Origin of the sequence: Protofrankia sp. CiP1_Cm_nod2 (assembly GCF_920664355.1) — a bacterium.
In the GTDB taxonomy this organism is placed as follows: Bacteria; Actinomycetota; Actinomycetes; order Frankiales; family Frankiaceae; genus Protofrankia.
On the sequence record NZ_CAKKTL010000007.1, the window covers coordinates 20,882 to 39,841 of the forward strand.

At 67.9% G+C, this 18,960-nt stretch carries 16 protein-coding genes and 2 pseudogenes; 7 read left to right on the forward strand and 11 right to left on the reverse strand.

Annotated elements, in window-relative coordinates; all coding sequences use genetic code 11:
- Positions 1–41: 41 nt before the first annotated feature.
- Positions 42–887: a hypothetical protein gene (locus tag NBW84_RS01545; protein WP_250280990.1), complete on the reverse strand. Its 846-nt coding sequence runs from the start codon at positions 885–887 to the stop codon at positions 42–44.
- 1,045 nt (positions 888–1,932) lie between these two features.
- Here NBW84_RS01545 and NBW84_RS01550 point away from each other — a divergent pair.
- Positions 1,933–2,130: a type II toxin-antitoxin system HicB family antitoxin gene (locus NBW84_RS01550; RefSeq protein ID WP_250280992.1), complete on the forward strand. Its 198-nt coding sequence runs from the start codon at positions 1,933–1,935 to the stop codon at positions 2,128–2,130.
- Positions 2,130–2,354, forward strand: coding sequence for a type II toxin-antitoxin system HicA family toxin (locus NBW84_RS01555; RefSeq protein WP_250280994.1), 225 nt, complete (start codon positions 2,130–2,132; stop codon positions 2,352–2,354). The genes NBW84_RS01550 and NBW84_RS01555 overlap by 1 nt, the downstream gene beginning before the upstream one ends.
- A gap of 258 nt (positions 2,355–2,612) precedes the next feature.
- Here the strand turns inward: NBW84_RS01555 and NBW84_RS01560 are convergent.
- Positions 2,613–2,711 (reverse strand): annotated as a pseudogene (locus NBW84_RS01560) (transposase); the annotation flags it as partial.
- A 564-nt stretch (positions 2,712–3,275) separates the two neighbouring features.
- Between NBW84_RS01560 and NBW84_RS01565 the strand changes: the two are divergent.
- Complete coding sequence (locus NBW84_RS01565) at positions 3,276–4,346, forward strand: hypothetical protein (RefSeq protein ID WP_250280996.1); 1,071 nt, start codon at positions 3,276–3,278, stop codon at positions 4,344–4,346.
- Positions 4,347–4,894: 548 nt separating this feature from the next.
- Positions 4,895–8,302, forward strand: coding sequence for a beta-propeller fold lactonase family protein (locus NBW84_RS23990; protein WP_445548608.1), 3,408 nt, complete (start codon positions 4,895–4,897; stop codon positions 8,300–8,302).
- A gap of 180 nt (positions 8,303–8,482) precedes the next feature.
- Here the strand turns inward: NBW84_RS23990 and NBW84_RS01575 are convergent.
- The 5 genes and pseudogenes from NBW84_RS01575 to NBW84_RS01595 form a co-directional block, all read right to left on the reverse strand.
- Positions 8,483–8,590, reverse strand: a pseudogene (locus NBW84_RS01575) (IS6 family transposase); the annotation flags it as partial.
- A gap of 82 nt (positions 8,591–8,672) precedes the next feature.
- Positions 8,673–8,960 (reverse strand): antibiotic biosynthesis monooxygenase family protein, encoded by a 288-nt coding sequence (locus NBW84_RS01580; protein ID WP_250280997.1) that lies wholly within the window; start codon positions 8,958–8,960, stop codon positions 8,673–8,675.
- A 376-nt stretch (positions 8,961–9,336) separates the two neighbouring features.
- Positions 9,337–9,645, reverse strand: a complete 309-nt coding sequence (locus NBW84_RS01585; protein ID WP_250280998.1) for a hypothetical protein — start codon at positions 9,643–9,645, stop codon at positions 9,337–9,339.
- A gap of 52 nt (positions 9,646–9,697) precedes the next feature.
- Positions 9,698–10,135: a PIN domain-containing protein gene (locus tag NBW84_RS01590; protein ID WP_250281001.1), complete on the reverse strand. Its 438-nt coding sequence runs from the start codon at positions 10,133–10,135 to the stop codon at positions 9,698–9,700.
- Positions 10,132–11,022 (reverse strand): hypothetical protein, encoded by an 891-nt coding sequence (locus tag NBW84_RS01595; RefSeq protein WP_250281003.1) that lies wholly within the window; start codon positions 11,020–11,022, stop codon positions 10,132–10,134. Before NBW84_RS01595 ends, NBW84_RS01590 begins: the two co-directional genes overlap by 4 nt.
- 426 nt (positions 11,023–11,448) lie before the next feature.
- Here NBW84_RS01595 and NBW84_RS01600 point away from each other — a divergent pair, with 426 nt between their 5' ends.
- On the forward strand, positions 11,449–12,060 hold the full coding sequence (locus tag NBW84_RS01600) for a TMEM175 family protein (RefSeq protein ID WP_250281004.1): 612 nt from the start codon (positions 11,449–11,451) through the stop codon (positions 12,058–12,060).
- A gap of 48 nt (positions 12,061–12,108) precedes the next feature.
- On the opposite strand, the gene NBW84_RS01605 is transcribed toward NBW84_RS01600, so the two are convergent.
- Together NBW84_RS01605 and mqo are read right to left on the reverse strand one after the other, a co-directional pair.
- A complete protein-coding gene (locus tag NBW84_RS01605; RefSeq protein WP_445548201.1) occupies positions 12,109–12,510 on the reverse strand; it encodes a PPOX class F420-dependent oxidoreductase in 402 nt (133 codons plus the stop codon).
- Positions 12,511–12,773: 263 nt separating this feature from the next.
- Positions 12,774–14,318: a malate dehydrogenase (quinone) gene (mqo, locus tag NBW84_RS01610; RefSeq protein WP_250281008.1), complete on the reverse strand. Its 1,545-nt coding sequence runs from the start codon at positions 14,316–14,318 to the stop codon at positions 12,774–12,776.
- Positions 14,319–15,510: 1,192 nt separating this feature from the next.
- Between mqo and NBW84_RS01615 the strand changes: the two genes are divergently transcribed.
- Positions 15,511–15,744, forward strand: a complete 234-nt coding sequence (locus NBW84_RS01615; RefSeq protein WP_250281009.1) for a hypothetical protein — start codon at positions 15,511–15,513, stop codon at positions 15,742–15,744.
- A gap of 692 nt (positions 15,745–16,436) precedes the next feature.
- Here the strand turns inward: NBW84_RS01615 and bldC are convergent.
- Together bldC and NBW84_RS01625 are read right to left on the reverse strand one after the other, a co-directional pair.
- Positions 16,437–16,643: a developmental transcriptional regulator BldC gene (bldC, locus tag NBW84_RS01620; RefSeq protein WP_013871846.1), complete on the reverse strand. Its 207-nt coding sequence runs from the start codon at positions 16,641–16,643 to the stop codon at positions 16,437–16,439.
- A gap of 152 nt (positions 16,644–16,795) precedes the next feature.
- Positions 16,796–17,632 (reverse strand): hypothetical protein, encoded by an 837-nt coding sequence (locus tag NBW84_RS01625; protein WP_250281011.1) that lies wholly within the window; start codon positions 17,630–17,632, stop codon positions 16,796–16,798.
- Positions 17,633–17,844: 212 nt separating this feature from the next.
- On the opposite strand from NBW84_RS01625, the gene NBW84_RS01630 reads away from it, so the two are divergent.
- A partial coding sequence (locus tag NBW84_RS01630) for a Glu/Leu/Phe/Val dehydrogenase dimerization domain-containing protein (protein ID WP_250281013.1) occupies positions 17,845–18,960 on the forward strand: 1,116 nt, incomplete at its 3' end.

Sequence of the window (18,960 nt, forward strand, 5' to 3'; positions counted from 1 at the left end):
GGGTAGCTGGACCGTATCCGTCCAGCTACCCACCGCCCCTGTCATGGTTCCGAGACTCCGTTGCCTTCACCGCTGGGAATGTCGGTATCGGCTCCATTATCGAGGCGGGCGTGGGTGTCGGTTCGGAGTTGCGTGACGATGTTGCGAGCGGTAGGCGCGCCGACGTGGAGGTGTTTGCGGAGTGTTTCAGCAGAGATCGGGCGGTGGTGGGTCTCCCAATGGAGTGCGTCCTCGGCGCGTGCACGGTGCAGCAGGTCCTGTTCGGAGGCTCTCCTGCGGTGTCCGCGAGACGACGGCTGGTCCATTTTCTGCTGGTGTGGAATGCATGGCGACGCCAGATCGCGCTGGTCGGTGGTGGGTAGTTTCTTTCCGGTGTGGAAACCTGGGCCAAGGTTCGTCGGAAATGACGTCTGTGTGGTGCCGGTGCCGGTGCCGGTGCCTTGCATTGCTTGGATGAGTTTTGGTCCGACTTCTGCCCATCCGATAAGGAGGAGCGGGCCGACTGCGTCGAAGGCAGCTTTGCCGTACTGGCGTGTGATCAGTGGTTCGGCGATGTTCAGCGCCAAGGTGACGATGCTGGCGAAGATGAGCAGGCGTCGTGCGGATCGTTGTACGTCGGCGGGTCCGCCGTGCAGGGCGAGGTGGCGGGTGCCGAGGAGGAGTCCGACGACAGAGAGATCGACGGCGGGTGCGACGAGGGGGGCGACCCAGAGGGAGACGCCGAGTCGGAGTCCGAGCGCGAAGATGTTGCCGAAGCTGAACAGGAACGTCAGTCCGACGACCGTCACGATCACAGTTGTAACGATCTTCACGGGAGTGGCGGCGGATCCCCCGCTTCGGGGGGAAATCGGCGTCGATGCGGCGGCTTCTGCCGCGTCGGCGCTCATCAGAGATCACGCACGGCCGTGTTCGGCCGCCAGGCCGCGGGGGATCTCTCGGGTGGCGCTGCCTGGTTCGCACTGCCTGCTGCCGTAGTCGTTGCCACACATGGGTGCAGCGAAGTCTCGGCAGCGGCACCGCCGGCCCTCTCGGGGGCGGCGGATGTGTGGCAGTGCGTGTGGCAACGCGGGCCGCCAGAGGGGTACTCCAGCAGCCAGAAGTGCACGTCAGGGTACGTGTGCGGACATTCCTGGACGGTATGGAGCGGCCTGAAAAGCGGAAGGTCGGCGGTTCGACCCCGCCCCTGCCCACCGCATCTGACCAGGCCTTTTGTCTCCATGTTGAGATCAATTAGAGCTACTTGAAGATTATTCTGTAGCAACGGGTGTAGCAACGACCGTGATGCTAGAGCGGCGGACGGTCAAGGTCGGATCGGGTCTGACCTGCGTGGTTCCCGCCGGGAGGCGTTCACCCCGCACGGTGGAGGATCGGGGCGCGCAGCTACGCCGCCTGGACGACTTCACCAGCGGCAGGGATCTTCATGAGCTGGTCGCGCGCGAACTCGCCGCCACGACGGCCGCGCTCGACAATGCCGCCAACGACGAGTGCCTCAAACGCCGACCGCAGACAGGCTGCGCGGCGCTTCTACCTCGACGGTGCTGCGGCAGCGCCCGCTGCCGGCGCAGTCCGGTCGCGGCGAAGATCTGCACGTTGGCCTCGGCCCCGGGCGCGGGCAGCCGGATCTCGTTGGACAACGCCGGGCGGCCGGCGGAGAAGGCGATGTCGATCTTGAAGGTGGAAGCCGGGGGCGGCGCACGGTGTCGAGAACCTGGATGGCGAGCCCTCAGGCTGGATTCTCCCGGACGGGCACACGTGGGGCTGGCATCCCGGGCAGCTCTGCCAGTTCTGGCCAGGACATCCGGGCGCCCGGGCAGGGAGGGGAACGCCATGGTTGTGGAAACGTCCACGTGTCCGCCGCCAGGGCCATCCAGTGGAACACGCGGAGGCCGCAAACCTTGCGGCTGGCGGCGTACAGTCAGCGCCATGAAGCGGATGGTCCAGATTCCCTACGAGCTGGAGCAGGAGGAGGGCGGCACCTGGGCGGCCCATGCGTCGTTCCCCAGCGGTGGCGCGCACGGGCTCGGTGACACTCCCGAGGACGCTGTAGCGGATCTCTACGAGGCCGTCAGGCTGGTCATCGAGGAGTTCGGTGTCCCACCGGTCCTGACGATCGTGCAGGACGTCGCCTGATGCCTCCTCTTCCCGTGCTGCCTGGCGGGGATGTGGTCAAGGTCCCTGAGAAGCTCGGCTTCGAGGTGGTTCGTATCAAGGGAAGCCATCACATGATGCGGAACACCGAGGGTCGTTTCACGGTCGTACCTGTTCATCCGGGTCGTGACATCCCGGTCGGGACACTGCGTCGGATCGTTCGTGACACGGGGCTGTCGATCGAGGAGTTCGTCGCCGCTCTTTGACTCACGGCCCGTTAGCCGGAGGTGTAGCGGCGGGTGTAGCAATGTCGACGACCAAACAGGTACTTCGGCGGCGCTCCACGGACGGAAATGCACGGCTACGGACACTGGCGACACGGTCGATTCGGCCTGAAAAGCGGAAGGTCGGCGGTTCGACCCCGCTCCTGTCCACCACCCCCGACCTGCGGTTTCACTCCAAGAGTGAGATCTTTTTAAGATCATCATGCAGCAACGGGTGTAGCGACGAAAACTCGAGGCGATGGCGCGGCGACCGTCCTTCGGCTGCGGAGGTAGTAGCGGCTGTACGTAGGCCCACTCCGCGTCGGACATATCGGAGGGATAGCGCGGAGATCGGCCCATGTCCCGACCGTGGCCACCCCGGCCGCCCACCCAGCACCCACAACCGCAGACCAGCACCCCGCCACGACGTCGGGAAAACCGTCAAACGGGACCGGACCATCACCGCCCACCAGCAGCGAAAAGGCTAAAGATCAAGCTGAGCCGGAAGAGGATCTTGCGCTGCTCGGCAGCTGAAAGGGCGCGGAAGGGCAGCCGGGGACTGCCGCGTCTGCCGCGCCGGCACCCGAACCAGCTCGTGGGGAGCCTCCGCCGACCGCTCCACCAACCCCCTACGCGCCGCGCATACGCCCAGCTCCCCGGCGCGGAAGCCGCGTCCACGCCGCCACCGGAAAGGTGTGAAACGGATAATTCAGGACAATTTATCAGCGTTCCACAACTTCCTCGCTTCAGATCGGCGCAAGGGACCACAAGTTCCGCGTAGAAGCGGTCTATAGTCGCCGATAGCTCCGCATCTGCGGGTCTTGTGCAGCGTCGCACACCCTGCGTTACACGCGCAGAAGTTGTCACCCCCGGTGCGGACGGGCGCATCTGCTCGCATCGCGCACCCCTGACGCGAAGGTTGACGTGAGATCACATCTGTCCGTGCGTACGCGCACAGCGGGAACAGCACTGGTCCTGGGCGCCGCGCTGGCGGTGGCCTTCCCGGCCACGGCACACGCCAACACCGTGGGCGTCACGGTGAAGTCACCCGGGGCCACCAGCGGTCCTGCAAACCCTAACTCCGAGATCTCAACCCACGCGGACTGTAGTAGCGGCCTGATCTCCGGCGGTGGGATCAACCAGGCCACCGGCACCGGCAACGGCAACCATGTGATGGGCACCTCACCCAGTCCCGACGGCACCACCGAATACACCGGTTCCACCGGGGTTGTCGGCACCGACGTGACGCACTGGCTCGGGATCGGCGGAAGCGGCGGCCAGGCCGACAGTTCCTTCTCCACCACCCCCTTCGCGGTGTGCTTCACCAGCAACCTGATCAACCACACCCAGGTGGTCATGAACAAGACCAACGCACCCACCAGCGGGTCGACGGTGGGCCTGGTCACCGCGACCTATCCGGCGAACACGGTCCTGCTCGGCGGCGGGGCGCGCGCCACCCCGGCCAGTGTCGGCAACTTCAAGCCGATCGCCAGCTTCCCCACCTTCAACAACTCCGCACATGACTACGGCCAGAAAGCCGCGGCCGACGGCGAGACCAACCCGAACGCCTGGACCGCCGTCGGGTGGGCCAACGGCACCAACAGCACCAACGAGACCTACGCCTACGCGGTCTGCAGCGGAAACAACATCAACATCAGCGGCGTCACCGTCAAAGTCCACTTCAGCGAGGCGAGCGGCCCGACCACGGGGAGCACAGGCCAGAAGACGACAGTCAACTGCCCCAGCGGGGACGGGAAATTGATCAGCGGGGGCGCCGCCATCAGCGGAGGCAGCGTGACCACGACCGACTTCACCGGACCGGGCTCAGGCGGCGACCACCTCAACGGAAGTTTCCCCAGCGACTCGAGCGGCAACCCGGTCAGTGACGGAACCACCACGGCGGCGTACTGGACAGCCTTCACCCATACCGGGGGCACAAGCTCGCCGAACACCTACTCCGACGTCTGGGCGCTGTGCGCCAACGACGGCGTCTGAAGACACCTGTAACCCCGGTCCGCGGGCGGGCGCGGCACCGAGCATGGCCCGCCCGACGTTTCGTCACGTGACGAAACGCGGTTTCTGCAACACCCATAGCGGACAGGTGGTCCCGGTGCCGCGCGCCGGGACCACGAAACTGTACGGGTATACGGACGACGTGGTGAAGAAGATCGTGGGCAGGAAGCGCGGGGGCCCGCGGTGCTGGGCGACCCCACGATTCTGCGTGGACTGTGGAACGGACCTTCGGCCGGTTGATTTCCTATCGCCGCCGCGCGACTACAGAAACCCTGTCCACCGCTCCAAAGCAATGATCCACATTGTGGTGATCAATATCATGGCCCGCCGCCTTGCCGGCACATCAACCCCGACCTGGCAAGAAGCAGTTCGGGACCCTGGAACCCTCGTTCCGGGGAGCATAGCCAAGAGGGTGTCCGGTCTTGGGATTTTTGTTTGGTTCACGAATACGCTGCCAGAGGAGGCTGATCATCATACGCAATCGTCGTGTCTTTGCATGGTCTGTTTCGGTGCTAGGCGTTGTGCTGAGTATGCTGCTGGCCGGTTCCGCGGCAGCGGTGTCCTCGTCGAGCGCCTCTCCGAAAAAATCCTGTGGGAGCTCAGGCGTCCTCGACAAGAAGACATGCACCTACAGCACGGTCGGGTCAGACACCTTCACCGTGCCCAACGGCGCAAAATGGGTCGAGATCACGGTGGTCGGCGCCCAGGGCGGGCATTACTTTATTGCCGGGGACGCCAGTCATGGCGGCTCGCCGGTGGGTGATATCACCGGCCGTCCGGGTGGGGGCGGCAGCCAGGCGTACGGCGTGATAGCGGATCTGTCCGCAGGTCAGGTTCTGCAGGTCGATGTTGCCGGCAAGGGTACTGACGGCACGGCGGCGAGCCGGTCTGGCGGGAAGAACAACGGACCATCCGGAGGACAGGGCGCCGTGGGGGGCTTCGGCGGCTCCAACGGTGGTGTGGCAGGCGGTAAGGGGGACGCCGCCGGGGCTGATGGCGGGACCGCGAGCCTCAACGGTGGCAACGGCGCCGGTGGCGGCGGTTCCTCGGATGTACGGATCGCGGCTGGTGGCTGCGCGACGTTGACGTGCGGTCTGGCGGACCGGGTGCTGGTCGGTGCGGGCGGCGGCGGAGGCGGCGGCACTGGCGGCCAGGGCTACGCGCTGGGCGGTGCCGGCGGCGCCGGTGGCAGTACTGCCGGCGCGGCTGGTGGTGCCGTCGTCGATGGTGGCCACCCGGGGACTCCTGGGGGCGGTGGAACCCAGACCGCGGGTGGGGCCGGGGGGCTCAACGCCGGGCGGCACGCGACTCCGCCTCCACCCGATCCCAACGATCCGCGTTTCGGCGGTGATGGCACCGATGGCCGCTCTGGGTCAGGCGGCGCCGGGGGCGTGGGAAACCAGGCCTGCCTGGGTGTGCACACCCCGCCCTGCCGGAACCCCGATGATTCGGCTGCGGGCGGTGGCGCCGGTGGCGGCGGTGGTGGTGGGTACTTCGGTGGTGGCGGTGGCTCGGGAGGTGGCGGCCTCACGATCGGTGGCGGCGGGGCAGGCGCCGGTGGGGGCGGGGGAAGCTCCTTCGCCGCACCGACAGTGAGCTCTGTCGCCCTGACCGCCGGTGTCAACGCCGGCACCGTCAACAAGGGCGACGGCGAGGTCATCATCACGTGGGGTTCCTCGCAGGAGCCCAGGCCCACGAAGCCGTCCACGCCTCCGACACCGAGCCCGACACCGACACCGACACCGACACCGAGCCCGACACCGAGTCCGAACCCAACGCCGAGCCCTGCTCCGAAGCCGGCAGCGGCCACCGCCTATGTGATCAACAATTTCGGGAACACGGTCACCCCGATCGACGTGACGACCAATACGGCCGGTGCCCCGATCCGGGTAGGTGCAAGCCCCAGAGGGCTTACGGTCACACCTGATGGCAGGACCGTCTATGTGACGAACCGGGCTGACAACACGGTGACGCCGATCGATGTGGCCACCAGCACCCCTGGCGCCCCGATCCCGGTCGGTCAGTTCCCGTTCGGGGTCGCAGTGACTCCCGACGGCCGGACCGCTTACGTGGTGGACAACGCCAGCGATGACGTGACGCCGATCGATGTGGCCACCAGTACTCCCGGTGCCCGCATCCCGGTGGGGGACGACGCACACTACGTCGCGATCACCCCCGATGGCAGGACCGCCTACGTCACCAACGCCGCAAGCAACACGGTGACGCCGATCGATGTCGCCACCAACACCCCCGGCACACCGATCCCAGCCGGGAACAACCCGCAGGGAATTGTGATCACACCCGACGGCAGGACCGTGTACGTCACGGACAACGCCGACGCTGCCAGCGCCACCGTGACACCGATCGATGTGGCCACCAACACCCCTGGCAAACCGATTCAGGTCAGCGACCGCCCGGTCGGGATCTCGATCACGCCCGATGGCCGAACCGTGTACGTCACCAATGAGCGTGACGCCGTGGTGACGCCGATCGATGTGGCCACCAGCACCCCCGGCACTCCTATCTCCACCGGAGGCATCGAACCGTTCTACATCGCGGTCACGCCGGACGGCGTGGCCGCCTATGCGGTCAACCGCGACAGCGACACGGTGACGCCGATCGATGTGGCCAGCAACACCGCCGGCACCCCGATCCCCGTCGGTGACCGGCCGGTGGGGATCGCGATCAGCGCACCACCGAAGGCCGTACCGCCCCCGCCGGTGTGCGGGACGACCGGTGTGCTGTCCGGGACGACGACAATGACCTGCACCTATCACAACATCGGATCGGACACCTTCACGGTGCCCGCGGGAGTGAGCTCGGTCGAGGTCGTGGTGACCGGCGCCCAGGGCGGGCACTACTTCATCACTGGTGACGCGGCACACCCGTCCCCGGCAGGGGACATCACCGGGCGTCCCGGAGGTGGCGGTGGCCAGGCGTCCGGATCACTGACGGGGCTGAAGGGCAACCAGGTCCTGCAGGTGGACGTGGCGGGCAAGGGCGCCAACGGAACCGCGGCCTCGCGCTCGGGCGGAATGAGCAATGGCCCCTCCGGCGGATCGGGAGCACTCGGCGGGTTCGGTGGGTCCGACGCCGGCGTGTCAGGTGGGCCTGGTGATGGCTCCGGCGCGAACGGCGGGACAGCGTTCGACGGTGGTAACGGTTCCGGCGGCGGCGGTTCCTCCGACGTCCGCGTGGCCGCGGCAGGATGTGCCGCACGGAAGTGCGACCAGTCCACCCGGGTGCTGGTCGGTGCCGGCGGAGGCGGCGGCGGCGGCACCGGCGGGCAGGGCAACGCGCTCGGCGGAGCCGGGGGTGCCGGCGGCGGTGACGCCGGCACCGACGCTGGGTCGACCGTCGATGGTGGTAATGCCGGACTCCCGGGCAAGGGCGGCACCCAGACCACCGGAGGCGCCGGAGGACTGAACGCGTGCCGGCACGGCGCCGGGAATCCCCCGACCACCGATCCGCTGGCCGATCCGCGCTGCGGCGGAGACGGTACTGACGGCACGTCCGGTGCCGGCGGTGTCGGCGGTGCCGGGAACCTGCCCTGCAGCGGGGTGCACACCCCGCCCTGCCTGGACCCGACCGCCACCACGTCCGGTGGTGGCGCGGGCGGCGGCGCGGGCGGCGGCTACTTCGGTGGTGGCGGCGGCTCCGGTGGCGGCGGCACCTTCGGCGGCTACGGTGGCGCCGGCGGCGGGGGCGCGGGCGGGAGCTCGTTCGCCGCGTCGACCATCGGGAACCCCGTCCTGACCACCGGGGTCAACTCGGGCACGATCAACGACGGCAACGGTGAGGTCACGATCACCTGGACTCCTCCCGGTATCTCGGCTCCGGCTCCGATCTTGACCGCCACGCCGGCCCCGATCCCCACTCCGACCCCGATCCCGACCCCCACACTGGCACCCACGCCCACGCTGGCCCCGAAGCCCTAATGGGAGACGTATGACAAACCCTCAGAAGTAGCGCACGCAAGCAGAGCAGGACCCTGCGCTCGGCCGGTGATCGACTCAGTCACCGGCCGAGCCAGCGTTCGGCCCAGGCACATCAGGCGGGTCTGTTGGCGCTGTTGCGTTACGGGGATGCGGTGCACGCCAGGGCCCAGGCGATCGCGGTCAGACGGCCTGGGTGAGCTCGGTGAACACGGCCGAGAGCCGCAGCTGTGGGTCGACGTCGATCCCGAGGTCGTCGTGGCCGCGTCGGATGTTCTGGACCAGAGCGTGGTCGCGGTGGTCCCCGGGCCCACGCGTTCTGCGCGAACCACGCGACCTGAGCGTCTTGTCGTCGTCGGCGCCCGCCCGCCGTTCAGGTCAGCGAACGCACATCGGCGACGTCGTACTCGGCCACCAATGCGGCGAGTATCGCAGCGCTCTGTTCGTTGCTGGGGCCGCTGCCCCGGAATGCTTCGACAGCCGCTTGCGACTCCCAGCGCTCGAAGATGACGATGCGGCCGGAATCCACCAGATCCGCAGTGATAGAGAAGTCGAGGCAACCGGATGCGCGGCGGGCCTGTTCAACCACGTTCACACAGTCCACGAGGTAGGACTCGCGCTGTTGCGGATCGACGACGACATGCCCCGCGACGATCACCATCTGCTGCTCCTCTGCTGGTTCGAACCGGCTGTTGCAGAGTACGACCATCGACCGAGGCAGAACTCATCGGTTGACGTACGACGGACACGACGATCCTCGCCGGACAGAAACGATGATCATAGGCTTCGTAGCTGCTTGAACCACACCTGCTGGTCAGCTACTGTCCCATGTCGACGGCATCTGAGCTGGCGCGATGCGGTGGGTTATCTTTGCCGCTCCGGCGACACCCCCGGGAAAGCCAGCGCGGATCTGTTGCGTTCATTGTGGTGGGGTTCACTCGTCACCACCCCCATCCGATGGTCCTCGAAACGAGCCCCGCCGACCCATCCACCATCCAGCCACTCGACGCCAACACGATCATCCTATCGGGACGTCGCTACGACCGTTTGACCCCGCCCAGTTTCGAGGTAAACCTCCACCAGCCCTCGATCGGACTCACACAACCCCCGCCGGGGACGCACAGAGAGAAGTTCCAGGTCAACAGTCCTACTATGGCGACGATCAGTGCGATCCGTCCCGCGCGGCGATGGAGAACGCCGGCCATGGTCGGGGGGATCGCGGCGACCCACAGGCCGACTCCGGCCAGAAAAACGATCACCTCGCTCGGCCAGTACAGCAGTCGCAGACCGAGCCCACGAACCGCGGTCACCACGCGATAGTCGACCCAGAGCAGCGTGTACTCCACCGAGCGGACGATCACCACGCAGGCCCGGGGCTGCCGAGGAGGAGACGACGGATCAGTACGGAACGCCGGCTTCCAGATCCTCCGCCCTGACCACCGTCAGCTCGGGTACGCCGAGGAAATGTCGCCGGTTGCCGGTCAACAGCGGTGCCTGATAGAGGACCGCGCAAGCGGCTATCCACAGGTCGTTGGTGTGCGCGGGCTGGGCGAGTGGATGGCCGCGGCGGCGGGCCAGGTCGCGTAACTGCGCCCAGACCGCGGGAAGCTCCTTGTCGAACGGGATGAGCAGCAGGCGCTCAATTTTCTCCACAAGCGCGGTGGTCCGACGCTCACCCCATCCGCCGTGCCGCGCTCCATAGAGCAGCTCGGCGACCGAGACGAAGGTCAGTGCCTGCGTCTTGTTCCGCAGGACGGCCTCGTATCTCGCCGCCGTCGCCCGGCCCGCGGTGATTGCGGAGAAGACGTCGGTATCAAGAATGACGTAGTCACTCACCTCGGCGGCTGGTCCCCCCGTGCCGACATCGCCGCGGCGAGGAAATCCTCGTACTCCTCGTCGGTCAGCGGTTCCGACATGGCCAGCTCGGCGAGACTCCGCACTGGCTCTACCTCCTGCTCTCTGGCCATGTCGTCCAATGTGCGATGAGGGGAGCTGGGAAGGCGCTCCACCGCCCGCAGCGTGAACGCTCGGATCACGCCACCCGCTGTCGACTCGGCAAGCCCACGAGCACGGACCAGCGAATTCATTGCCGCGAGGACATCCTTCTTGAGCCCCTCGTCGAAGGTGCAGGAGACACTGCTGGTAACCGTGTCGATCCGGCAACGCAATGCGCCCCGTGCGAAGTCGCCCATCTGCAGCCGGCCCACGATCACTTGCTCGGTGATGCTGACAGCGCGCCGAGCGGCGCGGACCGAGGAATACAGCTGCGTGTCGAAGCGGATTGTCGTCCGCCCGCCGCGCTGGATCTCAACACCCGCAAGCGTGCCGTCCGCGACACCACCAGAGAGCTTCAACAGCCCGTCGAGGACGGGGGCGGTGAAGACCTCCGGCGTCGGTCGACCGTTGGCGATGGCGTCGAGCCCTGCTTCCAGCGTCTCCAGAGAATCGATCAGGAGATCGTCTCCCAACATCGGCTGGGTTATCCGACCGACGGTCAGAACCGCGGATCCGCTTGTCAGCGCCCTGACTTCCATGCCGACGGCCTCGACGACATGTTTCGGGCGACGGCCGGCAACGGGGGAGAGCCCACGCAGGCCAAGCGCGATCCGCTCCACGGTTGCCTGGAACTCACCGGCGAGCCGGGCCAACTCGGCCAGCGGCAGGCGACCCCCGGTGGTCGCCGAGCCCGAGGCACGGATGGTCAGCAGCGTGTTCTCGGCCATCCCCTCGCCTCCGCCCCGCGTAGGCGTCCGCCTGGGCGCCCCTCTGCCACCGTTAGATCACTCACAGTGGAGCCACCACCGAAGGTAGCCAAAACAATCGTAGTCGCCAGCGCGAACCTCGGGGGCATAACGGGCCGAAACGAGCGTGTCAAGGCTGGTCAGCACAGGGCGCCCTGGCCGGATGACGCCCTTGAGCGCGATGACATCGGACGCGGTGCGCGGGCTGGTCAATCGTAGATCAGCAACGAGCACGATCCGGATGGCGCCTGGGTACTCATCCGTGCCCGGCGGCGCCCGGCGTGGTCATGCCTGCGTTGAGGACGGCGGCCAGGATGGGATGATGGGCGCCGTGTGGAGGGATGTTCGTGGTGTGCGGCCGCCGGCGTGCCGGGCTGCCGGTCATGGGCGCGATCGGGCGGCCGTCGCGTGAGAACGAGCCGGCTGGAAGCGTTTAGCGACGCTGTCCTGGCCATCATCATAACGATCATGGTGCTGGAGCTGAAGGTTCCAGAAGGGCACGATCTGGCGGCGCTGCGGCACACCACCGGGACCTCGTTGCTCACCTACCTGCTCAGCTTCGTCTATGTCGGCATCTACTGGAACAACCACCACCACACCTTCCAACTGGTCCAGCGCAGCACCGGCGGCGTGCTCTGGGCGAACCTGGGCCTGCTGTTCTTCCTTTCCCTGTTTCCATTCACCACCGCGTGGATGGACGACAGCGAATTCGCCCGCACGCCCGTGGTCCTCTACGGGGTGAACCTGCTCGCGGCCGCGATCGCCTACTTCGTGCTACAAACTGTGATCATTCGGAACGAGGGCGCGGGCTCCCCGCTGCGGCAGGCTGTCGGACGGGACCTCAAGGGCAAGGCATCCGTGATCCTCTATCTCGCCGGCATCGTGAGCGCGCTGCTCACCGGCCACGGGCGCATCGGCATCCGGATCGCGCTCGGCTTCTTCGTCGCCGTCGCCATCCTGTGGCTGATCCCCGACCGCCGCATCGACCGCATCATCCGCGACCAGGGCCTCCCCGACTGAGCACGCGGCCGCGGGCAGCCGCCGTCAGCGATGGCGTGGAGATAATCGTTATTCCGAGGTGGCCGGCGTGATGATGACGGCGACGTCGCCGTACGGCAGTTTCGCCCGGCCGAGACGGCTGAGCGTGTTGAACAGCCTTGACACCGAGACCATCACACCGTATTTCGCGCGGACCTTGCGCTGGACCTCGTCAAAGCCGTCGCCGGAGGTCGCCAACTCGGCGGTCCCCTCGACAGGCGACGAATCGGCCCGGACGCGCCCGCGTGCGTCCGACGGCTGCAGCACGATCCTGGGGCTGTTCCGGAGCCGCTTGTACTTACCGGACACCGACGACGTGTTGAATCCGACCCGGCCCCCGTCAAGCGGAACGATCCACGTGGGCGTGGACACGGCGACACCGGTCTTACGGAAAGTCGTCACAGCAACATACTTCGCATCGCCCAACGCCATGCCGTCAGTCTAGGACCCGGCCCGGGATGCCGGGACCCGGAGCCGGGATGCCGGGATGCCGGGATGCCGGGAAAACCAGCTACCGGGGCCACCCGTTTCCCGCGCGGCCACGCGACGGCCGGCCCGGACAGAACGGTGCTGTCCGGGCCTCGTCGAAGTCCGTCCCAGGCCGGGTGCGGACGGCCGCGCCCACCCCCGCGAGCGGACCGCACCCACCGAGCGAGCATCGTCGTCCGGCGACATCCGGTTCATCCGGCGGCCGGTCAGTCCACCGGATCGGCGGATCGCCGCGAAAGGGGCCGAGAAATTTCGGTGAGGTGCAGGGTCTTCGCGGTCGCGGCCATCGTCTGGGCCGCGAGCTCGGTATTGTCCGAGAGCCGCTGACCGAACGTGGGGATCATTTCGTTCAGCATGGGCCGCCAGACGTCATAACGCTCTGGAAAGCACCGCTGGAGAAGATCAAGCATGATCGGTACAGCGGTGGACGCTCCGGGTGAGGCACCGAGAACTCCGGCGATGGAGCCGTCTGCGGACGCGACGACCTCGGTGCCGAACTGGAGGATCCCCCCCTTCTCGGGATCCTTCTTCACGATCTGTGCCCGCTGCCCGGCCGTGATGATCCGCCAGTCCTTGGCCAGTGCGCCGGGAACGAACTTCGCGAGCTCGGCAATCTTCTTCTTCCGGGTCGCTCGCAGCGCGTTCACCAGCAGGGCGACAAGGGCGATGTTGTCCCTCGCCATGGCAAGCAGCGGGAGGACGTTGTGCCAACGGATGGACGACGGCATGTCAAGGACGGAGCCGTGCTTGAGGAACTTCGGACTCGAGCCGGCGTACGGGCCGAACAGGATCGACTTCTTGCCGTCGACGATCCTGGTGTCCAGGTGCGGCATGGACATCGGCGGCGCGCCGATCGGCGCCTTGCCGTACACCTTCGCGTGGTGCCGGGCGACGACGGCCGGATTGTCGGTACGGAGAAACTGCCCGCTGATGGGCAGCAGGGCGAAACCGTAGGCCTCGGGTATCCGTGATTTCTGCAGGATCTTCAGCGCCCACCCACCCGCGCCGACGAACACGAATCGCGCGGAGACCTCCTTGGTCTTCCCGGTCGTGTTGTTGTGGATGCGCAGCCGCCACCGGCCGTCCGGCTTCCGCGTCAGCGCCCTGATCTCCTGGTTGAGGTGGATACCGACGCCAGAGGCCTCAAGCGTCCGGAAGAGCTGCCGGCTCAGGGAACCGAAGTCCACGTCGGTCCCGGAGATGTCACGGGTCGCGGCTATCTGCTCGCCGGGTTTGCGCTGCTCGATCAGCAGCGGAGCCCACCGCTGGATCACGGCGGGATCGTCGCTGAACTCCATGGCGGAGAACAGCGGCTCGGTACGCAGCGCCTCGTATCTCCTGCGCAGGAAGTCGACATCGGTCGCCCCCTGCACGAAGGTCATGTGCGGCGTCGAGTTGATGAAGGTCTCCGGCTCGGAAAATGTTCCGTCCTCCACCAGATACGACCAGAACTGCCGGCTCACCTGGAACTGTTCGTTGATCCCGACGGCCTTCCGCACGTCGATGGTGCCGTCCGGGAGCTCACTGGTGTAGTTCAGTTCGCACAGGGCGGCGTGACCGGTACCCGCGTTGTTCCACGGATCCGAACTCTCCTCGGCGACCCTGGGCAATCGCTCGTACACGTCGATCGACCAGTCCGGCTGGAGTCTGCGCAGCAGAGTACCGAGGGTGGCACTCATGATTCCCGCGCCGATGAGGACGACGTCGGCGGACTCACGGGCCCTGTTCGTGTCGGGCGACTGCGGATTCATGTGGCTCACTGCCTTCTTTCACGATTCTCGCACCTGACACAATTCCATCGTACGGTCCGCATATACGCACGTATGATTGGAGCGGTGAGTCGTGAATCACGGGACGGAAAGAGCGCACCGGCGCTGGACCCGCCGTCTGCTATGGGAGCCAGCCGGCACCGCGAACTCCCGGATGCCCTGTGAGCTGGGAGGACGTCGCCACTAATGAATCATCGAGGCGGGCCGGTCGACGTTTGCGAAATGGAATTTTTACACACTTCTAACCTGTCGTCCACGAGCGACTTCCGGTCGATTTGACGAACTCCCGGTAAATCGCCTCGGTAAATAGGGAGGAATACCCGTCCCGCCGGGCAGAAAATACCCTGGCGACCAGGAGGAAAGGCAGCCCGGCCAGGGCCCGGCCGAGGCCCGGCGCGGGGGGCTCCCGGCCCGCGGGAGGCTCTGCGCCCGCCCGCCGGACACTCCGACGCGCCCGGGAGCGGCCCGCCCCGACAGGCGACAGGGGACCGCCCCGGTGCGGCGGCGGCCCGGCATCCCGTGTGCCCGGCCGCAACATGGCCCGGCCCGCGGCCTGACCTACCACGTTCAGGCCAAGCGGTACTTCACGTGTGCCCGGCCGCAACATGGCCGGCCCGCGGCCTCGCCCAGCCGGCGCCCATCACCAGCCGCGCCAGGCCCACCACCGGGAAGCCATGTCCAGCGCGGGGCCGCCCGGCTCCCTCGGCACCTGCTCCCGGCTCTCCACGAACGAGCCCGGCAATGTCGCGCGTCCATGCCTGGAAATGTGTGCTCCGTAACCGGGATACGACGTATATGGATACGGGCTATCCGGGATGTGCCTGGAATACGGCGCGTCGCCGGTCCGGCGTGACTGGCGGGCTCCGGGGCACCGGAACAGCCGTGTGAAGGCGGGCCGAACCGGAAGAACCGGCGGCCGGGCCCGCTTGCCCGACCGCGGAAAGCCCGGCCGCCGAAAGGGAGTTCGCCGGCACCGGTTTGGCCACCACGCGGCCGGGCACGAGCGGCTACAGCGGATTACCGGTGAACGGCCCGGGGGCCCGGCGTTCCGGCCCGCTCCGGAGAATCCCGGTGCCGTGTCGGTCGCGTCCCGGCCCCCGGGCCCACCGAACAGCGAGCAGTGAGCAGCGACAAAGCGACAAAGCCACCACAAGGGCGCCGACGGGGAGTCACAATGGGCAGTTGTGAGGTTTGCGGTAACGACTACGAGATGAGCTTCGAGGTGCACGCCCAGGGAAATGTGCACGTATTTGACAGCTTTGAGTGCGCCATCCACGCGATGGCCCCGGTCTGCGAGCACTGCGGCGTGAAGATTTCCGGGCACGGGGCGCAGACCAACGGCCAGTTCTTCTGCGGCGCCCACTGTGCCCGGGCCGCGGGACGGCAGGGGATTCGTGACCACGCATGACCTGACCGCGTGATCAGGCGTGATCAGGCGCGGGCAGGGACGGCGCGCGGCCGGCAGCCACCCGGCCGGCAGCCACCCGGCCGGCGGACGTCCATGCGAGATCGGCCGTCACCCGCCCGGCGGGCCGCGGCATCCCCAGCCGCGGCCGCGGCGCGGGCGGCCATCCTGGCGGGCGCCGGTCCCAGGGATGCCCGGCGGCCCTGGATCTGATCCACTGGCCACCGGCCGAGCCCTGACCACGGCGGGAACCGTGTGTCACGACCCCCTCGGGGTACCCGGGCCCCTCGGGGGTGCCCGGGCCCGGGGGCTCCGACCCGGAACGCCGGTCTGTCAGCGGTCCGGGAACCCGGGCCTGAGGCGGCGGGCGAAGAACTGCGGCACGCCGCCCTCAGCCTCTGGTCGAAGACCCCCGGATCCTGGCCAGGGACCCCGGCTTCCTGGTCGAAGACTCCCGGATCCTGGTCGAAGAACCCGAAAACGACTGGACGTACTGGCACGTCCTCATCTTCGACAAGATCGACACATCCGAAGCACAACCATTGCCCCTGGTTGGAACAACCGCCGTACCGACGATCCCCCCGGCCTTAGCCTGGCCGCATCGCAAGCAGCCGGAACCGCCTGGACCCCGAAGCTTGCGGACCATGCCGAAACAGGAAGGAGGATCCGATGCGTCTGATCGCGTTGGCGTGGGGCTATACCTCACTTCCCACGGATGGGATCCCCTTGAGGAGAGCCCGGACCTCCGCCTCCCGGTAGCGGCGATGGCCGCCGAGAGTGCGGATCGACGTGAGCTTGCCCGCCTTGGCCCACCTGGTCACCGTCTTCGGGTCGACACGAAACATCGTTGCCACTTCAGCGGGCGTCAGCAGCGGCTCAGCGTCCGGTGTTCTCGTCGTCATTGCGTTGGCCTCCCGTCACAGAGCGTCGCTCCGTCCCATACAGATCGTGCATCCTTCGGGGGCATTTCGGACATGGCACGTCAGGACCATCTGCTGACTAGTCACACGACGTCCGAAGCGAGCAATCACGCTCAGTTAGAACCCATGAACTATCAGCTTGCGGACTCCCTGGTCTGAAGCGGTCTCCACCGGTTCAGGACACGCCCATACGCCGTAACCGCCGCGTCTGTTCGCCCTCGGCGTAACGCCGTGATCGCCTCGCCCAGGTCCGCGACCGACGTGTCGCCGCGCAGCGCGTCGTCGTCGAGCAGATCGACGACGCCCCCGTAGTCGAGCTCGATCCGGCTGTGCGGGTGGAAGTCCTCCAGCCAGCCCCCGAGCTCGGCCACGCCGTCGACGCCCGGCGAGTCCGGCGCGACCCGGCGCAGCACGTCAAGCGCCTCCAGGGCCCGGGTGACCCGGCGCCGGGCGAGGCCCATCGACGTCCGGTAGAGCAGCGACCTGTCGACGGTGTCACCCGTGACCAGGACCCGCTCCGCGGGATCGAACAGGACGAACCACGGCGGCGGCACCATCCAGGTGCAGGTCTGGACGTAGACCTTGAGACCGGGCCGGCGGCTGCGCCAGCGGTCCAGCTCGGTCTCGGCGGGCTCGGCCAGCCGGCGCGGGATGAACGCCTCGGCCACCCGCTCGGGCAGCCGGCCGCGGAACTCCATCGCGGCCTGCCACACCCGCAGCTGGGTGTACCAGGGGCAGACGAACATCAGGCCGTCCGCCATCTGCACGAAGGCGGACTCGTCGGCCACGTCCAGCGAGGGACGGATGGTCGCGGCCAGCGCGACGGCGCGTTCCCGCCGGGCACCGGCACGACGGCTGGGCACGCCTCCCTCGGCCGCGTACCGCTCCCAACGGAGCCGTTCGGCCGGGGGGAAGGCCGCCAGCGGCTCGTACACCCGCAGGTAGGCGGCCGGACTCACGACAGGCGCCACAGAAGAGATCCTGGCATGCCGGGAACATCAGCGAGCCGCCGTAGGCCCATCGTCGACACGCACCCCCCGGAAGACGACGGGGGCACACGGCGGCAACGACGAACAATCACCACCACACCAGCCCATGGAGGCACCCGCGGATACGTTGCGGACACCGGCCGCGCCCGTCCGGGACGTTCCGCCCGGCCAGGCGTCGACCCCGATGATCATTGATGGTCATTTCCCTGACGAACCCCACGTTCCCGGCGAAGGGAGCCTCACCGGTGCCGTCCGTCTTCACCGCCGGTTCGCAGCACGAACAGGTGGTCTTCTGCATGGACCCCGCCAGCGGGCTGCGCGCGATCATCGCGATCTACTCGACCGCCCTCGGCCCCGCCCTCGGCGGGACCAGATTCCACCCCTACGCCGACGAGGACGTGGCCCTGAGCGACGCCCTTGCCCTGTCCAGGGCCATGGCCTACAAGGCCGCCTGCGCCGGCCTGGACCTCGGCGGCGGCAAGGCGGTCATCCTCGGCGACCCCGGGCGGGACAAGTCCGAGCCGCTGCTGCGCGCGTACGGGCGTTTCGTGGCGTCGCTCGGCGGCCGCTACATCACCGCCTGCGACGTCGGCACGTACGTCGAGGACATGGACGTGATCGCGCGGGAGTGCCGGTGGGTCACCGGACGCTCCCCCGCGCACGGCGGCTCGGGCGACTCCGGCATCCTGACCGCCTACGGCGTGTTCGAGGGGATGCGCGCCTGCGCCCGGCACCTGTGGGGCGTGCCGTCGCTGGCGGGCCGGCGGGTGGCCGTCAGCGGCGTCGGCAAGGTCGGCCGGCGGCTGGTGGGCCAGCTGCTCGCCGACGGCGCCCGGGTGGTCGCCGCGGACGTCAGCGAGGCGGCCCTGCGGCGGCTGCGGGCGGAGTATCCCGACGCCGAGACGCACGCCGACCCCGACGCGCTCATCGGGGCCGACGCGGACGTGTACTCCCCCTGCGCGCTCGGTGGCGCCCTCACCGCGGACGTCGTCGGGGCGCTGCAGGCGCGCGTCGTGTGTGGCGCGGCCAACAACCAGCTCGCGGACGCGGACGTGGACAAGCTGCTGGCCGGGACGGGTGTGCTCTACGCGCCGGACTTCGTGGTCAACGCCGGGGGGCTCATCCAGGTCGCCGACGAGATCGAGGGCTACTCCCCGGAGCGGGCGCGGGCGAAGGCGAGCGGCATCTTCGCCTCGACCCTGGAGGTGCTGGCCCTCGCCGAGCGGACCGGGGTCACCTCCACCGTCGCCGCCACCCAGCTGGCGGAGCGCCGCATCAGCGAGGTCGGACGGCTACGCCAGATTCTCGTT

Excerpts from the sequence above, each read along its gene's own strand:
- NBW84_RS01545 (WP_250280990.1), bottom strand. The coding sequence starts at position 887 with ATGAGCGCCGACGCGGCAGAAGCCGCCGCATCGACGCCGATTTCCCCC.
- NBW84_RS01550 (WP_250280992.1), top strand. The coding sequence starts at position 1,933 with ATGGTCCAGATTCCCTACGAGCTGGAGCAGGAGGAGGGCGGCACCTGG.
- NBW84_RS01555 (WP_250280994.1), top strand. The coding sequence starts at position 2,130 with ATGCCTCCTCTTCCCGTGCTGCCTGGCGGGGATGTGGTCAAGGTCCCT.
- NBW84_RS23990 (WP_445548608.1), top strand. The coding sequence starts at position 4,895 with ATGCTGCTGGCCGGTTCCGCGGCAGCGGTGTCCTCGTCGAGCGCCTCT.
- NBW84_RS01580 (WP_250280997.1), bottom strand. The coding sequence starts at position 8,960 with ATGGTGATCGTCGCGGGGCATGTCGTCGTCGATCCGCAACAGCGCGAG.
- NBW84_RS01595 (WP_250281003.1), bottom strand. The coding sequence starts at position 11,022 with ATGGCCGAGAACACGCTGCTGACCATCCGTGCCTCGGGCTCGGCGACC.
- NBW84_RS01605 (WP_445548201.1), bottom strand. The coding sequence starts at position 12,510 with ATGGCGTTGGGCGATGCGAAGTATGTTGCTGTGACGACTTTCCGTAAG.
- mqo (WP_250281008.1), bottom strand. The coding sequence starts at position 14,318 with ATGAATCCGCAGTCGCCCGACACGAACAGGGCCCGTGAGTCCGCCGAC.
- NBW84_RS01615 (WP_250281009.1), top strand. The coding sequence starts at position 15,511 with ATGGGCAGTTGTGAGGTTTGCGGTAACGACTACGAGATGAGCTTCGAG.
- bldC (WP_013871846.1), bottom strand. The coding sequence starts at position 16,643 with ATGACGACGAGAACACCGGACGCTGAGCCGCTGCTGACGCCCGCTGAA.